The following is a 16089-nucleotide window of genomic DNA, read 5'->3' as shown; positions in this document are numbered from 1 at the left end:
CCCTTCTGGAGAATCCCGCATGTCCGTGACGCTTGCCACCCCCTCCGATCTGGATGACCTGGTTCTGCTGTTTTCCGGCTACCTCGATTTCTACGAGGTGCCTGCGCCCCACGCAAAGATTCGCGAGTTTCTCGAGGCGCGCATCGGCAGCGGGCAGTCCACGGTCTTCATCGCGCGCAGCATCGATGGGCTGGCGGTCGGCTTCGTGCAGCTGTACCCCTTCTTCGCTTCCCTGGCGTTGCAGGCATCCTGGCTGGTCAGCGACCTCTACGTGCTGCCTGCCGCGCGTCGTGACGGTTATGGCGAAGCGCTGATGAACGCCGCCCGTGCCCACGGCGAAAGCACCGGTGCCTGCGGCCTGATGCTGGAGACGGCGAAGACCAACCACGCGGGCCAGTCGTTGTATGAGCGCCTGGGCTACAAGCGGGACGACAAGTTCTACACCTATTGGCTGGACCTCACGGCCTAGCCCTTCGCGGAGACTGCTCATGGACCACCTCGTATTGACCGTCATCGCCCAGGACCAGCCCGGCCTGGTGGAGCGCGTGGCCAAATGCATCGCTGCGCACGGCGGCAACTGGCTGGAAAGCCGCATGTCGCGCATGGCCGGGCAGTTCGCCGGAATCCTTCGCGTGGCGGTGCCCGCCGAGGGCTATGACGAACTGGTGGAGGGCCTGCAGGAGCTCAGCGAGCACGGTATCCGCGTGCTGCTGGCGGAGAGCGGTATCGAGCCAGCCTGCAACTGGAAACCGATCCACCTCGACCTGGTGGGCAATGACCGCCCCGGCATCGTCCGCGACATTACCCAGTTGCTGGCCGAACACGGCGTGAACCTGGAGAGCCTGACCACGGAGGTGCTACCGGCGCCCATGAGCAGCGAACCGCTGTTTCACGCTGAGGCCCTGCTGGCCGTGCCGCTGACCTTGCCGCTGGAAACCCTGCAAGGAAAGCTGGAAGAACTGGCCGACGACCTGATGGTGGAGCTGAATTTCCACAGCGGGGAGTAACAGCTCTGCTCCGATCCTCCGTCTTGTGGAAAAACCTGTGGGCTCTCTGTTGATGAATTGACAGAGGGCCCATTTTATTTGGGCCTGGCGCCAATCTGTTTATCCACTTCCTGCCTTGAAGCTGTGCACAGATCGCGGGGATCGCACCGTGGGCATTCTGTTGATAACTGTCTGCGGTGCACTGTTTTCGGGGGTTTGATGGTGCTGATTGTTTTTTGTACAGCAGCGTCTCAGGGAAAACAGTGCTTCGAGCCTTCCAGACACTGTGCACAAATCCACTGGAAGAGTCTGTGGAGAAGCCGTTCATGGAACGCTGCAGATAGCGCCGCTTCTGACGTCCAGAGAGTTGTCCACTTTCTGATCGGGCGGCGTTCGCTCATCCACACGAAGCGGGGATCAGCCTGTGGAAAAGCCGGGGGAATGTTCTTGCAGGCCAGAGGGAGCGGGGACTCTAAGGATTTGATCAGATATTGATCGGTCGGCATTCTGCCGCCGCAGAAGTAGGCAGTGAGAGGAGCGGGTTGGGGCCGGTTGTGGAAGAAACGAGCGTTATCCCCGCAATCGCGGGATAGAGCTGTGGACAATCTGCGGGTGACTGCCTGCAAGCCACAGCTGGTGTGGCTTGCAGGCGGTGGATCAATTAATGATCAGTCGCCGCGGGAGAGGCGATACCAGATGTCCACGCTGTACACGACCAGCCCCGCCCAGATGCAGCACAAGGAAATCAGGCGCGTAGTGTCCAGGTGCTCGCCGAACAGCAGGATCGCCTGCAGCAGCACCAGGGTCGGCGCCAGGTACTGCAGGAAGCCAAGGGTGGCGTAGGGCAGGTGGCGTGCGGCGGCGTTGAAGCACACCAGCGGCACCAGGGTGATCGGGCCGGCGGCGGCGAGCCAGAAGGCGTCCTTGGTGGTCCAGAAATCGAGATGCGCGCTGGGGCCATCGGCGAACAGCACGAGGTAGCCGATCGCCAGCGGCAGCAGGATCCAGGTCTCCACCACCAGCCCCGGCAGCGCGGCCACCGGCGCCTGCTTGCGGATCAGCCCGTAGAAGCCGAAGGTCAGCGCCAGCGCGAGTGATACCCAGGGCAGGCTGCCCAGCTGCCACAGCTGTTGGGCCACACCCAGCGCGGCGAGGCCGACCGCGACCCACTGCAGCGGGCGCAGGCGTTCGCGCAGGATAACCAGGCCCAGCAGCACGTTGATCAGCGGGTTGATGTAGTAACCCAGGCTGGCCTCGATCATGTGGCCGTTGTTCACCGCCCAGACGTAGACCAGCCAGTTGCTGGCAATGAGCAGCCCGCTGGCGGTGAGCACGGCGATGCGCTTGGGATTCTCGCGCAGCTCGCGCCACCAGCCGGGATGCTTCCACACCAGCAGGAGTAGCGCGCCGAACACCGCCGACCAGATGGCGCGATGGGTGATGATTTCCAGGGCGGGGATGCGTTCGAGCAGCTTGAAGTAGATCGGGAAGAGCCCCCAGATGACATAGGCAGTCAAGCCCAGGGCGTAGCCCCGGCGGGGATTGGCGATGGCCATGGAACATCCTTGGTTAGGCAGCTAATGAGTGGCTGCACAATTCTAGGGCGCTCGCGAGGGCTTGTCTGTGCTGCCACGTGAGTAACCGGGTGGCAGCCGACGATTGTGCGTAACGGCGGCTTTACGTCGCTCTACTGATCACCATAAAGCTCCTTGAACGGAACCTTGCGCGATGAGGTGGTCTGCCACTTTCCATCGACCAGTTCCTCCGTGCTCAGCAGCACCATTTCCGGATCGCCGCTTCCGCCGGTGGCATCCTCGATTTCGCGTTTCACGGCGAGCGGCTGGTTGGCTTTGATGATGTACTCGTTTTTCTCGTGGTAGCAGCAGCCGCTCTTGGCAAAGGTGATGAGCCGCTTGCGCTTGCTGTCGACATCGAAGAACCCCAGGTTCTCCAGCGTCAGGCTGCTCAATTCCGGGCTGTGGATAAAGTGCTGGCGCGGTGCATCGAAGAGGAATACGTCGTAGCTGGGCCCGCCGTAGGAGCCGCGATTGCCATTCTGTACAGCGAAGTCCGGCTGGCCGTCGAAATTGAAGTCGCCGCTATTGATCACACCCTGGTAGTCGTAGAGGCGGGCCGAGTTCACCAGCGGTTCGCCATTGTCCTGGCGAGTGAGGAAGACATTGGGCAGATAGATCGCTTGCAGGACGTGGTTGCTGTCCTTGCGCTGGATGCCGAGATAGGCCGGCCCCTCGCAGGTCTGCTCTGCGCAGGGCTGCATGTCGAGGAGGAAGTCGTAGCCTGGAGCGGCGTTGCCGATACGCAATGCCCGTGTCCAGTCGTGACCCTGTGAGGCGGCATTGATGGCGGGGCCGAGGTTCTCCAGCCGTTCGCGATAGGCGTCGCTCAGGCAGTCGGTTATTTCATCGACCGCTTCGCAGCGTTGACGGACCGTTCGGAGCCAGGTGCGCTGGGAAGTCTTGAGTGCGCTCGCGTTCTGCCCCGTATCGCTCAGATGCGCGCGGTAGGAGGCGTTCAACTGGTCATCCAGCGCAGACAGATCGCCGCTTGCGCAAATGGCTTCTTCCATCGGCGATCTGGCCTTCCGGCAATCGAAGCTGGCCGCCAGCGCCGGCGTCAGGCCGGTCGCCAGACCGGCAGCAAGGATCAGTGAGAGGTGCAGTTTCATGGTGTTTCTTCCTTGAAGTGGCGCAATGCCGAGCGCTCCTGCGTCGGCGTGCCGAATCAGAACAGCCGCAATGGCTCTTCATCCAGCGCCGCCAATTGCTCGCGCAGCACCAGTACCTGCTCGCCCCAGTACCGCTCGCTGCCGAACCAGGGGAAGCTCGGCGGGAACGCAGGGTCATCCCAGCGGCGTGCCAGCCAGGCGCTGTAGTGCATCAGGCGCAGGGAGCGCAGGCCTTCGATCAGCGGCAGTTCGCGCGGGTCGAAATCGTGGAATTCCTGGTAGCCGTCGACCAGTTCGGAAAGTTGCCCCAGGCGCTCGTGGCGCTCGCCGGCGAGCATCATCCACAGGTCCTGCACGGCCGGGCCCATGCGGCAGTCGTCGAGGTCGACGACGTGGAAGGTGTCGTCGCGGCACAGCAGGTTGCCGGGGTGGCAATCCCCGTGCATGCGGATAGGCGTGTATTTCACGCGGGCGTACAGGTCATCGACTTTTTTCAGCAGGTCGCGGGCCACGGATTCATAGGCCGGCAGCAGGCTTTTCGGGATGAAGTTGCCTTCCAGCAGGGTGGCCAGGGACTCGTGCCCGAAGTTCCGCGGCGTCAGTGCCTCGCGGTGCTCGAAGGGGCGATTGGCACCTACGGCGTGCAGGCGACCGAGCAGTTGGCCGAGGCGATAGAGCTGATCGAGGTTGCCCGGCTCCGGCGCGCGGCCGCCACGGCGGGGGAACAGGGTGAAGCGGAATCCGGCGTGCTCGAAAAGAGTCTGCCCCTCATGCACCAGCGGCGCCACTACCGGGACTTCGCACTCGGCCAGTTCGGCGGAGAAGGTGTGCTCCTCGAGGATCGCCTCGCTGGTCCAGCGCCCGGGGCGGTAGAACTTGGCGATCAGCGGCTCGCTGTCCTCGATGCCCACCTGGTAGACGCGGTTCTCGTAGCTGTTGAGCGCAAGAACACGGGCGTCGCTGAGAAAACCGATGCTTTCCACTGCATCCAGTACCAGATCGGGCGTGAGGTCGGAAAAAGGATGAGACATGGCGACGATCCGGCAGTGGTAAAGCTGCCTAGTGTACCCAGTCCACCGTCAATGGGTGGGAAGTCGCCTCAGTGGTCGGCGCAGTGCTTGCTCAGGTAGTCGACGAAGTCCGTAGCCAGTGCACGGCGCTCGCCTTTCACCAGGGTCAGTTTCTGCATCGAACGGGCTTTGCACTTGACTGCTTGGGACGGCTTGGCCGTGTTGTGCAGCGGCGTCAGCAGCAGGTCGTAGGGTGTGCCCTGGCGGGCCTGTTCGGCGAGTTCACCCTCGTTGCCGCCGATCAGCAGGACCTTGTTGCGGGTTTGGATCTGGTACTGGTCCACCAGCGGCTCCAGTATCGGCATCAGCTCGGTACTGGCGCCAACACGCAGCACGTCGGGGCCGGCGTGGCTGGCAAAGGGCAGGAACAGGAGGGCGAGAAGCAGTAAGGGGCGGCGCATGGTGGGAGCTCCGGGTGGCCGGGGTCCCGCCCGGCATGAGCGGGACTCTGGCTGCTATTGGAGCGCGGCGCGTCGTCACGGGGGTTGATATGAGGCAGGGAATCTCATGTGCCTGGGAGGCTACAGCGGCGTGCCGAGGATCACCTGGGCCGGGGAGAACTGTGCGCGCACCGGCGAGCCGGCTTTCAGGCCGAGGATCTCGATGCGCTCCGGGTCGGTCAGGGCGCAGAGCATCTGCCCGCTGGGCAGCTGGATGCGCACTTCGCTGGGCCCGTCGTCGGCTTCGCGGATGTCGTCGATGTGCCCTTCCAGGGCATTCAGCCCTTCCGGGCAAGGGATGTGCGGGAGGTCGACATAGAGCCAGCCGGCCTTCATCAGGGCGACCACCGGAACGCCATCGGCCAGCTCCAGCTTCTCGGTGCTTTCGCGGGTGACCCGCGCCTGAATGCGCGAGCCGCCGGGCAGCTCGATGCTGATCAGGTCATTCAACCCGGACGCCTCCACCGCGCAAACGTGCCCGTGCAACTGGTTGCGCGCGCTGGTGCGCATCATCAGGCGGCCGATCAGTTCCAGGTCGGCCTGGTGTTCGACGTGCTCGACAATGTGTTCGCGCAGCGCTTCCAGGCGCTGGTAGAGCGCCAGCAGGCGCTCGCCCTCGACCGTCAGGCGTGCACCGCCGCCGCCCTTGCCGCCGACGCTGCGTTCCACCAGCGGGCGGTCGGAGAGGTTGTTCAGTTCATCGATGGCGTCCCAGGCAGTCTTGTAGCTCATCCCGGCGGCCTTGGCGGCGTGGGTGATCGAGCCGAGCTGGGCGATCTGCGCCAGCAGGGCGATGCGCTGCGGGCGACGGGTAACGTGTTGGGTCAACAGGCTGAGGGTGGTCATGGTTCCGCGGGTACTTATTGGTATGCAGGGAGGCTCCGTTGCTGGCGGGCAAAACGCAAGGGGCAGATGCCAGGAATGTGGCTGAACGGTCGTCTATTCCGGGGCCGGCGTGCGCGCCAGGCAGTAGACATCCACCCGCCTGGCTCCCGCGCGACGCAGCAGGCGGGCGATGCGTTCGGCGGTGGCGCCAGTGGTCAGCACGTCATCCACCAGCGCCAGGTGCAGGCCATCGACCATGGCTCCGTCGGCCAGGACGAAGGCATTGCGCAGGTTGCGCTTGCGGGTGGCGGCATCGAGGCCTTGCTGTGCCGGGGTGTCCTGCGCGCGCAGCACCAGGCGGTTATCCACAGGCACGCCGAGGGGCTCGGCGATCCAGTCCGCCAGCAGGGCGGCCTGGTTAAAGCCGCGCTGGCGCTCACGCCGACGGGAGAGGGGAACGGGGATCAGCCGCTCCGGTCGCGCCAGACCCTCGTCGAAGGCGTGCAGCAGATGGCGCGCCAGTAGCTGGCCGAGCAGTCGACCCAGCGGCGCATTGGCCTGGTGCTTGAAGCGGGTAATCAGCGCATCGACGGAGAAGCCGTAGCGCAACGGCGATTCCACTTTATGGAAAGCTGGCGCTCGACGCAGGCATTGGCCGCAGGCGAGATCGAGGGTCGGCAGGGGCAGCGCGCAGATCACGCAGTGGCCGGCGAGCCAGGGCAGGTCGTCGTCACAACCGGCGCACAGCGGCAGCACGGCCGGTTCCGCCGTTCCACCGCAAAGCAGGCATTGCACGCGTGGGCGCCACCAGACGGGGCGCCAGTGAAGCAATCGCATTCCGCCCTCCGCAGGGCGGCGCCGTCAGTGGATCAGCCAGCTCAGGACCACCAGGCCCAGCACCGTCCAGATCAGCCCGCCGAAGATCGAGCGCCGCAGGAAGGCGCGGATGCCACTGTAGAGCAGCAGCAGGCCGATAAAGAGCAGGACGAAGCTGAAGATCGAGACGTCGATTCCCACAGCGCGTGCCAGGCCGTGGAAGAAGTCGTCCATGGCGCGCCAGAGGCCGCCGAGTACGCCCGATAGCAGATCGACGATGAAGCGGATGGCCTTGCCGGCCATCTGGCCAAGGCCGTCGAAGAATCCTTCTGTTCCCATCTGGGTAATGACTCCTGAGTGTGCTGTCTGGTTGGAGCGGCAAATGGCCGGATCGGTTCAGAAACAGCAGCCACCTGCTGTTTGCTAATGATCAATAAATGATCACTTGTCGACCTGTGTCGCGAGAGTGGTTGACAGCGTCACAGCTCCACATATGATGCCTTGAGCCTGATTTCCCCGGTGGCGCGCCGCCGGGGCACCTTAGACAAGAGGCGCGCCCCCAAGCGTCGAAGGACTTTGCCGATGAGTGCCACCGCAGCCCAAGTAACCCGCCACGACTGGACCCTTGCCGAAGTCCGCGCCCTGTTCGAACAGCCGTTCAACGACCTGCTGTTCCAGGCGCAGACCATGCACCGCGCGCATTTCGATCCGAATCGCGTGCAGGTTTCCACGCTGCTGTCGATCAAGACCGGTGCCTGCCCGGAAGACTGCAAGTATTGCCCGCAGTCCGGCCACTACAACACCGGCCTGGACAAGGAAAAGCTGATGGAAGTGCAGAAGGTGCTGCAGGCCGCTGCCGAGGCCAAGGCCATCGGCTCGACCCGCTTCTGCATGGGCGCCGCCTGGAAGCACCCGTCCGCCAAGGACATGCCCTACGTGCTGGAAATGGTGAAGGGCGTGAAGAAGCTCGGCCTGGAAACCTGCATGACCCTGGGCAAGCTGACCCAGGAGCAGACCCAGTCCCTGGCCGAAGCGGGCCTGGACTACTACAACCACAACCTCGATACCTCGCCGGAGTTCTACGGCAACATCATCACCACCCGCACCTACAGCGAGCGCCTGCAAACCCTGGCGTACGTACGTGAGGCGGGGATGAAGATCTGCTCCGGCGGCATCCTCGGCATGGGCGAGTCGGTGGACGACCGCGCCGGCCTGCTGATCCAGCTGGCCAACCTGCCCGAGCACCCGGAATCGGTGCCGATCAACATGCTGGTGAAGGTCAAGGGCACCCCGCTGGCCGAGGAGAAGGACGTCGATCCGTTCGACTTCATCCGCACCCTGGCAGTCGCCCGGATCATGATGCCGAAGTCCCACGTGCGCCTGTCCGCCGGCCGCGAGCAGATGAACGAGCAGATGCAGGCCCTGGCGTTCATGGCCGGCGCCAACTCGATCTTCTATGGCGAGAAGCTGCTGACCACCACCAACCCGCAGGCCGAGAAGGACATGCAGCTGTTCGCGCGACTGGGCATCAAGCCCGAGGAGCGCGAGGAGCACGCCGATGAGGTACACCAGGCTGCCATCGAGCAGGCGCTGGTGGAACAACGCGACTCCCAGCTGTTCTATAACGCGGCTTCGGCCTGACCTGCTTTTCGTAGGAGCGAGCAAGCTCGCTCCTACGGGCTCGGCCTTCAGCCGGAAGCCTGAATTGCAGCTAAGGGGTTGCGTATGCCTTTCGATCTCGCCGCCCGCCTGGCCCAGCGCCAGGCGGAGGACCTCTACCGCCGCCGCCCGCTGCTGGAATCGCCGCAGGGCCCGGAGGTGGTCATTGACGGCCAGCCGATGCTGGCCTTCTGTTCCAACGATTACCTGGGGCTGGCCAATCACCCCGAGGTGATTGCCGCGCTGCGTGCCGGTGCCGAACGCTGGGGCGTCGGTGGCGGTGCCTCGCACCTGGTTAACGGCCACTGTGGCCCGCACCACGAACTGGAGCTGGCACTCGCCGAGTTCACCGGTCGCCCGCGCGCGTTGCTGTTTTCTACCGGCTACATGGCCAACCTGGGCACCGTCACCGCGCTCGTCGGCAAGGGCGACAGCGTGCTGGAGGACCGCCTCAACCACGCCTCGCTGCTGGATGCCGGATTGCTTTCCGGTGCGCGCTTTTCGCGTTATCTGCACAATGATGCCGCCAGCCTCGCCTCGCGCCTGGAGAAGGCCGAAGGCAACACGCTGGTCGTTACCGACGGCGTGTTCAGCATGGACGGCGACCTGGCCGACCTGCCCAGCCTTTGCGCGACGGCTCGCCAGCAGAATGCCTGGGTGATGGTCGACGACGCCCACGGCTTCGGCCCGCTGGGCGCGACCGGCGGCGGTATCGTCGAACACTTCGGTTTGAGCATGGAGGACGTGCCTGTACTGGTCGGTACCCTCGGCAAGGCCTTCGGCACCGCTGGCGCCTTCGTCGCTGGCAGCGAGGAGCTGATCGAGACGCTGATCCAGTTCGCCAGGCCCTACATCTACACCACCAGCCAGCCGCCCGCCGTGGCCTGCGCCACGCTGAAAAGCCTGGAACTGCTGCGCGCCGAGAGCTGGCGCCGTGATCACCTGAATGCGCTGATCGCGCGTTTCCGCACCGGCGCCGCGGCGATCGGCCTGCGCCTGATGGACAGCCCGACGCCGATCCAGCCGATCCTCATCGGCGGCAGCGCCCAGGCCATGGCGTTGTCCGCGGAGCTGCGCCAGCGCGGCATTCTGGTCGGGGCGATCCGCCCGCCCACCGTACCCGCCGGCACCGCGCGCCTGCGCGTGACCCTGTCCGCTTCGCACACCGAGGCACAGGTCGACCGCCTGCTGGTGGCGCTGGCCGAAAGCTGGCAGCGCGTGTCGTCTAGCCTTCTGGCAGAGATCGATGCCGAGGAGGGCGATGATGCGTGACCAACTGATCCTGCTGCCGGGCTGGGGCCTGGGCAGCGCACCGCTGGAACCGTTGCGCGATGCGCTGCTGGAGCAGGCGCCACATTTGAACGTACAGATCGAGCCGCTGCCCGACGACGCCGATCCGAACGTGTGGCTCGACGAGCTGGACGACAACGTCGCCCACGACGCCTGGATCGCTGGCTGGTCGCTGGGCGGCATGCTTGGCGCCGAACTGGCCGCGCGCCGGGGCGAGTCCTGCCGCGGCCTGGTCACGCTGGCCAGCAACCTCTGCTTCCGCCGCCGCGAGGACTGGCCGGAGGCGATGGCCAATGAAGTGTTCGAGGACTTCTTCGAAGCCTTCCTGCTGGAGCCGCACCTGGTGCGCAAGCGCTTCACGATGCTGGTCAGCCAGGGGGCTCGCGATGCGCGCACCCTCGCTCGCCAGCTGCAGGTGGCGCTGCCGCAGATGAATGTCGAAGGGCTCACCGCCGGCCTGCAACTGCTGGGGCAACTGGATACCCGCGCCGCATTGGGGCGCTATCCCGGACCGCAGTTGCACCTGTTCGCTGCCAACGATGCGCTGGTCCCGGCGAGCGCCGCGGATGCCTTGCTGGAATGGCTGCCGGACGTCGAGGTCAACCTGCTGTCTGGAACCAGCCACGGGCTGCCACTGGAGCAGCCGGACGAAGTGGCCGGCGCCATCCTGCGTTTCATCCACGAGGGCGACGATGCCTGATTGCAGTAGTACCGGCTTGCCCGACAAGCGCCAGGTGGCCGCTTCCTTTTCCCGCGCCGCGTCGACCTATGACGCGGTAGCCGAACTGCAGCGAGCTGTCGGCAACCGTCTGCTGGAGTCTTTGCCAGCCGAGGGCGCGCCGCAGCGCTGGATCGACCTGGGGAGCGGTACCGGTTATTTCACCCGCGCGCTGGCGGCGCGTTATCCACAGGCGCAGGGGCTGTCCGTCGACATCGCCGAGGGCATGCTGCGCCACGCCCGCGAGCAGGGTGGCGCGCAGTATTTTGTCGGCGGAGACGCCGAAAGCCTGCCGCTGCGCGATGGCGCGACGGATCTGCTGTTCTCCAGCCTCGCCCTGCAGTGGTGCGCTGATCTTCCGGCCGTGCTCGCAGAAGCGCGCCGAGTGCTGCGCCCCGGTGGCGTGCTGGCCTTCAGCAGCCTGTGCATCGGTACCCTGGGCGAATTGCGGCAGAGCTGGGAGGTGGTGGACGGTTTCGTCCACGTGAATCGCTTCCGCGCCTTCGAGCAGTACCAACGGCATTGCGCCGACAGCGGCCTGGACGTGCTGGAACTGCGTACCGATGACCGTGTCCTGCACTTCCCCGACCTGCGCAGCCTGACCCATGAACTCAAGGCCCTCGGCGCGCACAACCTCAATCCCGGCCGGCCCGACGGCCTCACCGGGCGCGAGCGGGTACGCGCGCTGATCGCCGCCTACGAGCGCTTCCGGCAGCCCGAGGGGCTGCCGGCGACCTATCGGGTGGTCTACGCCGTCCTGCGCAAATCTTTTTCCTTGTAAACGTTGTTGCTGGGCGGACACCCTCTCCCCAGCCCTGGCTGCGCGCCCCGCTCCGAAGGGAGAGGGAGTGGTCCGTGCCTGCTGACGCTACAGATTCATCTTGCGCCGATCAGTCCCTTCTCCCTTCAGGGAGAGGGTTAGGGAGAGGGAAAAACCCTGAGCGTATATGTCCACGTAGGAGCACTGAAGAAAGCCATGTCCCACGCCTACTTCGTCACCGGCACCGACACCGAAATCGGCAAGACCACCATCGCCGCCGGCCTGCTCCACGCGGCGCGGCAGGCGGGTTTGTCCACCGCCGCTGCCAAGCCCGTGGCCTCCGGCTGCGAGCGTAGCCCCGAGGGCCTGCGCAACTCCGACGCGCTGGCGCTGCTGGGCGAGTGCAGCGTGCCGCTGGCCTACGAGCAGGTGAACCCCTTTGCCTTCGAGCCGGCCATTGCGCCGCACCTTGCGGCCCGCGAGCAGGGCGTGAAGCTGACGGTGGAAGCGCTCAAGGGCCCGGTGCGCTCGGTGCTGGAACTGGGTGCCGACTTCACCCTGGTAGAAGGCGCCGGTGGCTGGCGCGTGCCGCTGGCGGGGGAGGAGAACCTGTCGGACCTCGCCGTCGCCCTCGGACTGCCGGTGATCCTGGTGGTCGGTGTGCGCCTGGGCTGCATCAACCACGCCGTGCTCAGCGCCGAGGCCATCCAGCGCGACGGCCTGGTACTGGCCGGCTGGGTGGCGAACATCGTCGACGCGCAGACCTCTCGTCTGGAAGAAAACCTCGCGACCCTCGCCGAGCGACTGCCCGCACCCTGCATCGGGCGCGTGCCGCGCCTGGCCTCGGCGACTCCGGCAGCGGTGTCTGCGCATCTGGACCTGGGCATCCTGGATTTGTAACCGAGCCTTGGCCTGGGGCGGTCTGTCTGCTTGAATAGTGGCCACTTGCTGCTTTTTGTTGTGGAGGCGCTGCGATGGAAATTTCCGGTAATGCTTTCTCTGCGGGCCTGTATGGCGTGCAGAGCGGCCAGCGCCGCGTCGACCGCGCCAGCACCGACATCGCGACTGCCGGCACAGCTCCCAGCGAAGTGCTGAACGATCGCCTCGTGGACCTGCGCCGCGGCGAGCACGAGGTCAAGGCCAACGCCAAGGTCATCCAGGCAGCCGACGAAACGCTCGGCACGCTCATCGATATCCGCGCCTGACGGCCACTTTTCCCTGAACTGAATTTCCCTGGCGGCCGGCTGTCCTCACGACACGCCGGCCGCTCTGCCATGGGCTTTAATCAAGCTCAGGAGTTCGCTGCCGGAATGCCCGGCGAAGCGCCTTGCGAGCGTGACCGGATGGTCGGTTTGCACGCTTGACAAGGGTATGGCGTAAACGTATGTTTCAAACGCCTGTTTGACTGTCCGGATGCGTGCGCGCACCGACTGGGCGGCCGGGAATGCTCCCGCACTGCGACCGCAGCAACCGGTCGCCCATTAACCAGAACCCTTCGTAGAGGTTTACCGCTATGCCTGATTACAAGGCCCCCTTGCGTGATATCCGTTTCGTTCGCGACGAGCTGCTGGGCTACGAAGCGCACTACCAGAACCTGCCGGGCGCCGAAGACGCCACCCCGGACATGGTGAATGCTATCCTCGAAGAGGGTGCGAAGTTCTGCGAACAGGTAATCGCTCCGCTGAACCGCACTGGCGACCTGGAAGGCTGCAAATGGAGCCCGGAAGGCGTCAAGACTCCGACCGGCTTCAAAGAGGCCTACCAACAGTTCGTCGAAGGCGGCTGGCCGAGCCTGGCCCATGACGTCGAGCACGGCGGTCAGGGCCTGCCCGAATCCCTCGGCCTTGCGATCAGCGAAATGGTCGGCCAGGCCAACTGGTCCTGGGGCATGTACCCGGGCCTGTCCCACGGCGCCATGAACACCCTGCACGCCCACGGCACCTCCGAGCAGCAGCACACCTACCTGACCAAGCTGGTTTCCGGCGAGTGGACCGGCACCATGTGCCTGACCGAGCCGCATTGCGGCACCGACCTGGGCATGCTGCGCACCAAGGCCGAGCCGCAGGCTGACGGCACCTACAAGATCACCGGCACCAAGATCTTCATTTCCGCTGGCGAACACGACATGGCCGACAACATCGTCCACATCGTGCTGGCCCGCCTGCCCGACGCCCCGCAGGGCACCAAGGGCATCTCGCTGTTCATCGTGCCGAAGTTCCTGCCCAACGCCGAAGGCAACGTGGGCGAGCGCAACGCCGTTTCCTGTGGCTCGCTCGAGCACAAGATGGGCATCCACGGCAACGCCACCTGCGTGATGAACTTCGACGCTGCTACCGGCTTCCTGATCGGCCCGCCGAACAAGGGCCTGAACTGCATGTTCACCTTCATGAACACCGCTCGCCTGGGTACCGCGCTGCAAGGCCTGGCCCACGCCGAAATCGGTTTCCAGGGTGGCATCGCCTACGCTCGCGAGCGTCTGCAGATGCGTTCGCTGACTGGCCCGAAAGCGCCGGAAAAAGCCGCTGACCCGATCATCGTGCACCCGGACGTACGTCGCATGCTGCTGACCGCCAAGGCTTTCGCCGAAGGCAACCGCGCCATGCTGTACTTCGCTGCCAAGCAGGTCGACATCGTCCAGCGCAGCCAGGACGAAGAAGAGAAGAAAGCCGCTGACTCGATGCTGGCCTTCCTCACCCCGATCGCCAAGGCGTTCATGACCGAAGTGGGCTTCGAAGCCGCCAACCACGGCGTGCAGATCTATGGCGGCCACGGCTTCATCGCCGAGCACGGCATGGAGCAGAACGTCCGCGACAGCCGCATCTCCATGCTGTACGAAGGCACCACCGGCGTTCAGGCGCTGGACCTGCTGGGCCGCAAGATCCTCATGACCCAGGGCGAAGCGCTCAAGGGCTTCACCAAGATCGTGCACAAGTTCTGCCAGGCCAACGAAGCCAACGAAGCCGTCAAGGAGTTCGTTGCACCGCTGGCTGCGCTGAACAAGGAGTGGGGCGACCTGACCATGAAGGTCGGCATGGCCGCCATGAAGGACCGCGAGGAAGTCGGTGCCGCATCGGTCGACTACCTGATGTTCTCCGGCTACGCGTGCCTGGCCTACTTCTGGGCCGACATGGCTCGCCTGGCTGCCGAGAAGCTGGCTGCCGGTACCAGCGAAGAGGCCTTCTACCAGGCCAAGCTGAAGACCGCGCGCTTCTACTTCCAGCGCATCCTGCCGCGCACCCGCGCGCACGTTGGCTCCATGCTGTCCGGCGCCAACAACCTGATGGACCTGGCCGAGGAAGATTTCGCCCTCGGTTACTGATCAGGGGAGGGCGGCTTGCCGTCCGTCTGCTGAACAGGAAGGAGCCCGCCGCAAGGCGGGCTTTTTCGTATCCGATCCCACACAAATGTCCGCAGAAAATGCCATCATTACGCCACTTGCCGATCGACTGACGGCGAGCCCGGCACCCACCTTGCGGAACCCCCTGTGCGACCCACGGCCCCCTACCGGCTCAGCCACTTCCTCACGCCCCTGTTGCTGATCCCGGCCGGCATCGCCGCCGGCTCCCTGGCCGAACTGTCCGATTTCTTCACCTCCCTGTTCAACGTCCTACCGACCCTGTTGCTGCTGCTCGGTGGTGCGCTGTGCATGGTCTATGGGCGCCAGCGTCAGCTGTTCATGCTGGCGGTGGTCTACATCGCCTATTTCCTCCTCGATACCCAGGTCGACTACTTCCAGGCGCATCGCGTGGTGCTTCCGGAGGCGGCGCTGGTGTTCCATCTCTGTTGCGTGCTGCTGCCGCTGCTCTACGGTATGTACGGCATCTGGCAGGAGCGCATGCACATGCTGCAGGACCTGCTCGCCCGCAGCGCCGCGCTGATCGCCGTGGTGGGCGTGGCGACAGCCCTGGCCAAGCGCTTCCCGCAGGGCCTGGCGGAGCTGCTCAGCGACACCTACTGGCCGTCGCTGCACGGCCAGTGGATGAGCCTCGCGCAGCTGTCCTACTTCGGCTTCATCATCGCCTTGATTGCGCTGGTCGCGGCCTACGTGCGCCAGCCGCGACCGTTGCATGCGGCGCAACTGCTGGGGCTGCTCGGCCTGCTGTGGATGCTGCCCAAAGTCTTCATCCTGCCCCATGCACTCACCGTGATGACCAGCCTGGTGATGCTCACCCTGGCCGGCGCCGTCGCACACGAGGCGTACCAGATGGCCTTCCGCGACGAGCTCACCGGCCTGCCGGGGCGTCGCGCATTGAACGAGCGCTTCCAGCGCCTGGGCCAGCAGTACGTGCTGGCGATGATCGACGTCGACCACTTCAAGAAATTCAACGACAGCCACGGCCACGACGTCGGCGACCAGGTGCTGCGCATGGTTGCCAGCCAGCTGCGTCGCACGGGTGGCGGCGGCAAGGCGTACCGTTATGGCGGCGAGGAATTCACCCTGGTGTTCGCCGGCAAGACGGTGGAACAGTGCCTGCCGTACCTCGACGGCGTACGCCAGGCCATCGAGGGATACGCCATGCACCTGCGCGACCGCGGCAACCGCCCCAAGGATGACCGCCAGGGTCGCAGCAAACGCGCTGGCAAGGATGCGCAGACCGTCTCGGTCACCATCAGCGTCGGCGTCGCCGAGCGCGACGGCGAGCGGCGCAGCCCGGAGGAAGTCATCAAGGGCGCCGACGAAGCGCTGTACTCGGCCAAGAGCGGCGGACGCAACCGCGTGGCTGTACATGGGCAATCCCGTCGCGGCGCGGTGCGCACTGCCTGACCCGGCCGGGTTATGACCCCGCATTCAGCGCGTGCAGCGTGATTGTCCGGGCGGTCACGCACCGTTAGGTTCGA

General features: G+C 65.2%; 17 protein-coding genes. 10 read left to right on the top strand and 7 right to left on the bottom strand.

From position 1 onward, the window contains the following. Positions 1-19: 19 nt before the first annotated feature. Positions 20-469, top strand: coding sequence for a GNAT family N-acetyltransferase (locus A6723_RS09520; protein WP_038803503.1), 450 nt, complete (start codon positions 20-22; stop codon positions 467-469). 19 nt (positions 470-488) lie between these two features. After that, on the top strand, positions 489-1007 hold the full coding sequence (locus A6723_RS09515; RefSeq protein WP_024763639.1) for a glycine cleavage system protein R: 519 nt from the start codon (positions 489-491) through the stop codon (positions 1005-1007). A 647-nt stretch (positions 1008-1654) separates the two neighbouring features. Here A6723_RS09515 and rarD read toward each other — a convergent pair. The 7 genes from rarD to A6723_RS09480 all read right to left on the bottom strand — a co-directional run bounded on the left by rarD (position 1655) and on the right by A6723_RS09480 (position 7162). Beyond that, positions 1655-2542 carry an EamA family transporter RarD gene (gene rarD / locus A6723_RS09510; RefSeq protein WP_054907993.1) on the bottom strand — a complete coding sequence of 296 codons (888 nt, stop codon included), beginning with the start codon at positions 2540-2542 and terminating at the stop codon, positions 1655-1657. A 131-nt stretch (positions 2543-2673) separates the two neighbouring features. After that, on the bottom strand, positions 2674-3672 hold the full coding sequence (locus tag A6723_RS09505) for a lysozyme inhibitor LprI family protein (protein WP_054907994.1): 999 nt from the start codon (positions 3670-3672) through the stop codon (positions 2674-2676). Between the two features lie 56 nt (positions 3673-3728). After that, positions 3729-4703: a serine/threonine protein kinase gene (locus A6723_RS09500; RefSeq protein ID WP_045212794.1), complete on the bottom strand. Its 975-nt coding sequence runs from the start codon at positions 4701-4703 to the stop codon at positions 3729-3731. A gap of 68 nt (positions 4704-4771) precedes the next feature. After that, a complete protein-coding gene (locus tag A6723_RS09495; RefSeq protein WP_054907995.1) occupies positions 4772-5143 on the bottom strand; it encodes a substrate-binding domain-containing protein in 372 nt (123 codons plus the stop codon). Positions 5144-5263: 120 nt separating this feature from the next. After that, positions 5264-6028: a TOBE domain-containing protein gene (locus A6723_RS09490; protein WP_054907996.1), complete on the bottom strand. Its 765-nt coding sequence runs from the start codon at positions 6026-6028 to the stop codon at positions 5264-5266. Positions 6029-6121: 93 nt separating this feature from the next. Beyond that, positions 6122-6844 (bottom strand): ComF family protein, encoded by a 723-nt coding sequence (locus tag A6723_RS09485; RefSeq protein ID WP_054907997.1) that lies wholly within the window; start codon positions 6842-6844, stop codon positions 6122-6124. A 24-nt stretch (positions 6845-6868) separates the two neighbouring features. Further along, positions 6869-7162: a hypothetical protein gene (locus A6723_RS09480; RefSeq protein WP_024763634.1), complete on the bottom strand. Its 294-nt coding sequence runs from the start codon at positions 7160-7162 to the stop codon at positions 6869-6871. A gap of 243 nt (positions 7163-7405) precedes the next feature. On the opposite strand from A6723_RS09480, the gene bioB reads away from it, so the two are divergent. The 8 genes from bioB to A6723_RS09440 all read left to right on the top strand — a co-directional run bounded on the left by bioB (position 7406) and on the right by A6723_RS09440 (position 16015). Then, positions 7406-8464, top strand: a complete 1059-nt coding sequence (gene bioB / locus A6723_RS09475; RefSeq protein ID WP_054907998.1) for a biotin synthase BioB — start codon at positions 7406-7408, stop codon at positions 8462-8464. An 84-nt stretch (positions 8465-8548) separates the two neighbouring features. Further along, positions 8549-9754 carry an 8-amino-7-oxononanoate synthase gene (gene bioF, locus A6723_RS09470; protein WP_054907999.1) on the top strand — a complete coding sequence of 402 codons (1206 nt, stop codon included), beginning with the start codon at positions 8549-8551 and terminating at the stop codon, positions 9752-9754. Further along, positions 9747-10472, top strand: coding sequence for an alpha/beta fold hydrolase (locus tag A6723_RS09465; protein ID WP_054908000.1), 726 nt, complete (start codon positions 9747-9749; stop codon positions 10470-10472). The genes bioF and A6723_RS09465 overlap by 8 nt, the downstream gene beginning before the upstream one ends. Beyond that, entirely contained in the window at positions 10465-11271 is an 807-nt protein-coding gene (bioC, locus tag A6723_RS09460; protein ID WP_054908001.1) for a malonyl-ACP O-methyltransferase BioC, read from the top strand. The genes A6723_RS09465 and bioC overlap by 8 nt, the downstream gene beginning before the upstream one ends. 195 nt (positions 11272-11466) lie before the next feature. Then, a complete protein-coding gene (gene bioD, locus A6723_RS09455; RefSeq protein ID WP_054908002.1) occupies positions 11467-12150 on the top strand; it encodes a dethiobiotin synthase in 684 nt (227 codons plus the stop codon). 74 nt (positions 12151-12224) lie between these two features. Continuing rightward, positions 12225-12455: a hypothetical protein gene (locus A6723_RS09450; RefSeq protein WP_054908003.1), complete on the top strand. Its 231-nt coding sequence runs from the start codon at positions 12225-12227 to the stop codon at positions 12453-12455. A gap of 308 nt (positions 12456-12763) precedes the next feature. Then, positions 12764-14569 (top strand): phenylacyl-CoA dehydrogenase, encoded by a 1806-nt coding sequence (locus A6723_RS09445; RefSeq protein ID WP_054908004.1) that lies wholly within the window; start codon positions 12764-12766, stop codon positions 14567-14569. Positions 14570-14734: 165 nt separating this feature from the next. Next, on the top strand, positions 14735-16015 hold the full coding sequence (locus A6723_RS09440; protein WP_054908005.1) for a diguanylate cyclase: 1281 nt from the start codon (positions 14735-14737) through the stop codon (positions 16013-16015). Positions 16016-16089: the final 74 nt, after the last annotated feature.

Source organism: Pseudomonas sp. AU11447 (genome assembly GCF_001672555.2).
GTDB classification, from domain to species: domain Bacteria; phylum Pseudomonadota; class Gammaproteobacteria; order Pseudomonadales; family Pseudomonadaceae; genus Pseudomonas; species Pseudomonas nitroreducens.
The sequence above is the reverse complement of the archived record's forward strand: the minus strand, read 5'-3'. Positions and strand labels throughout refer to the sequence as shown.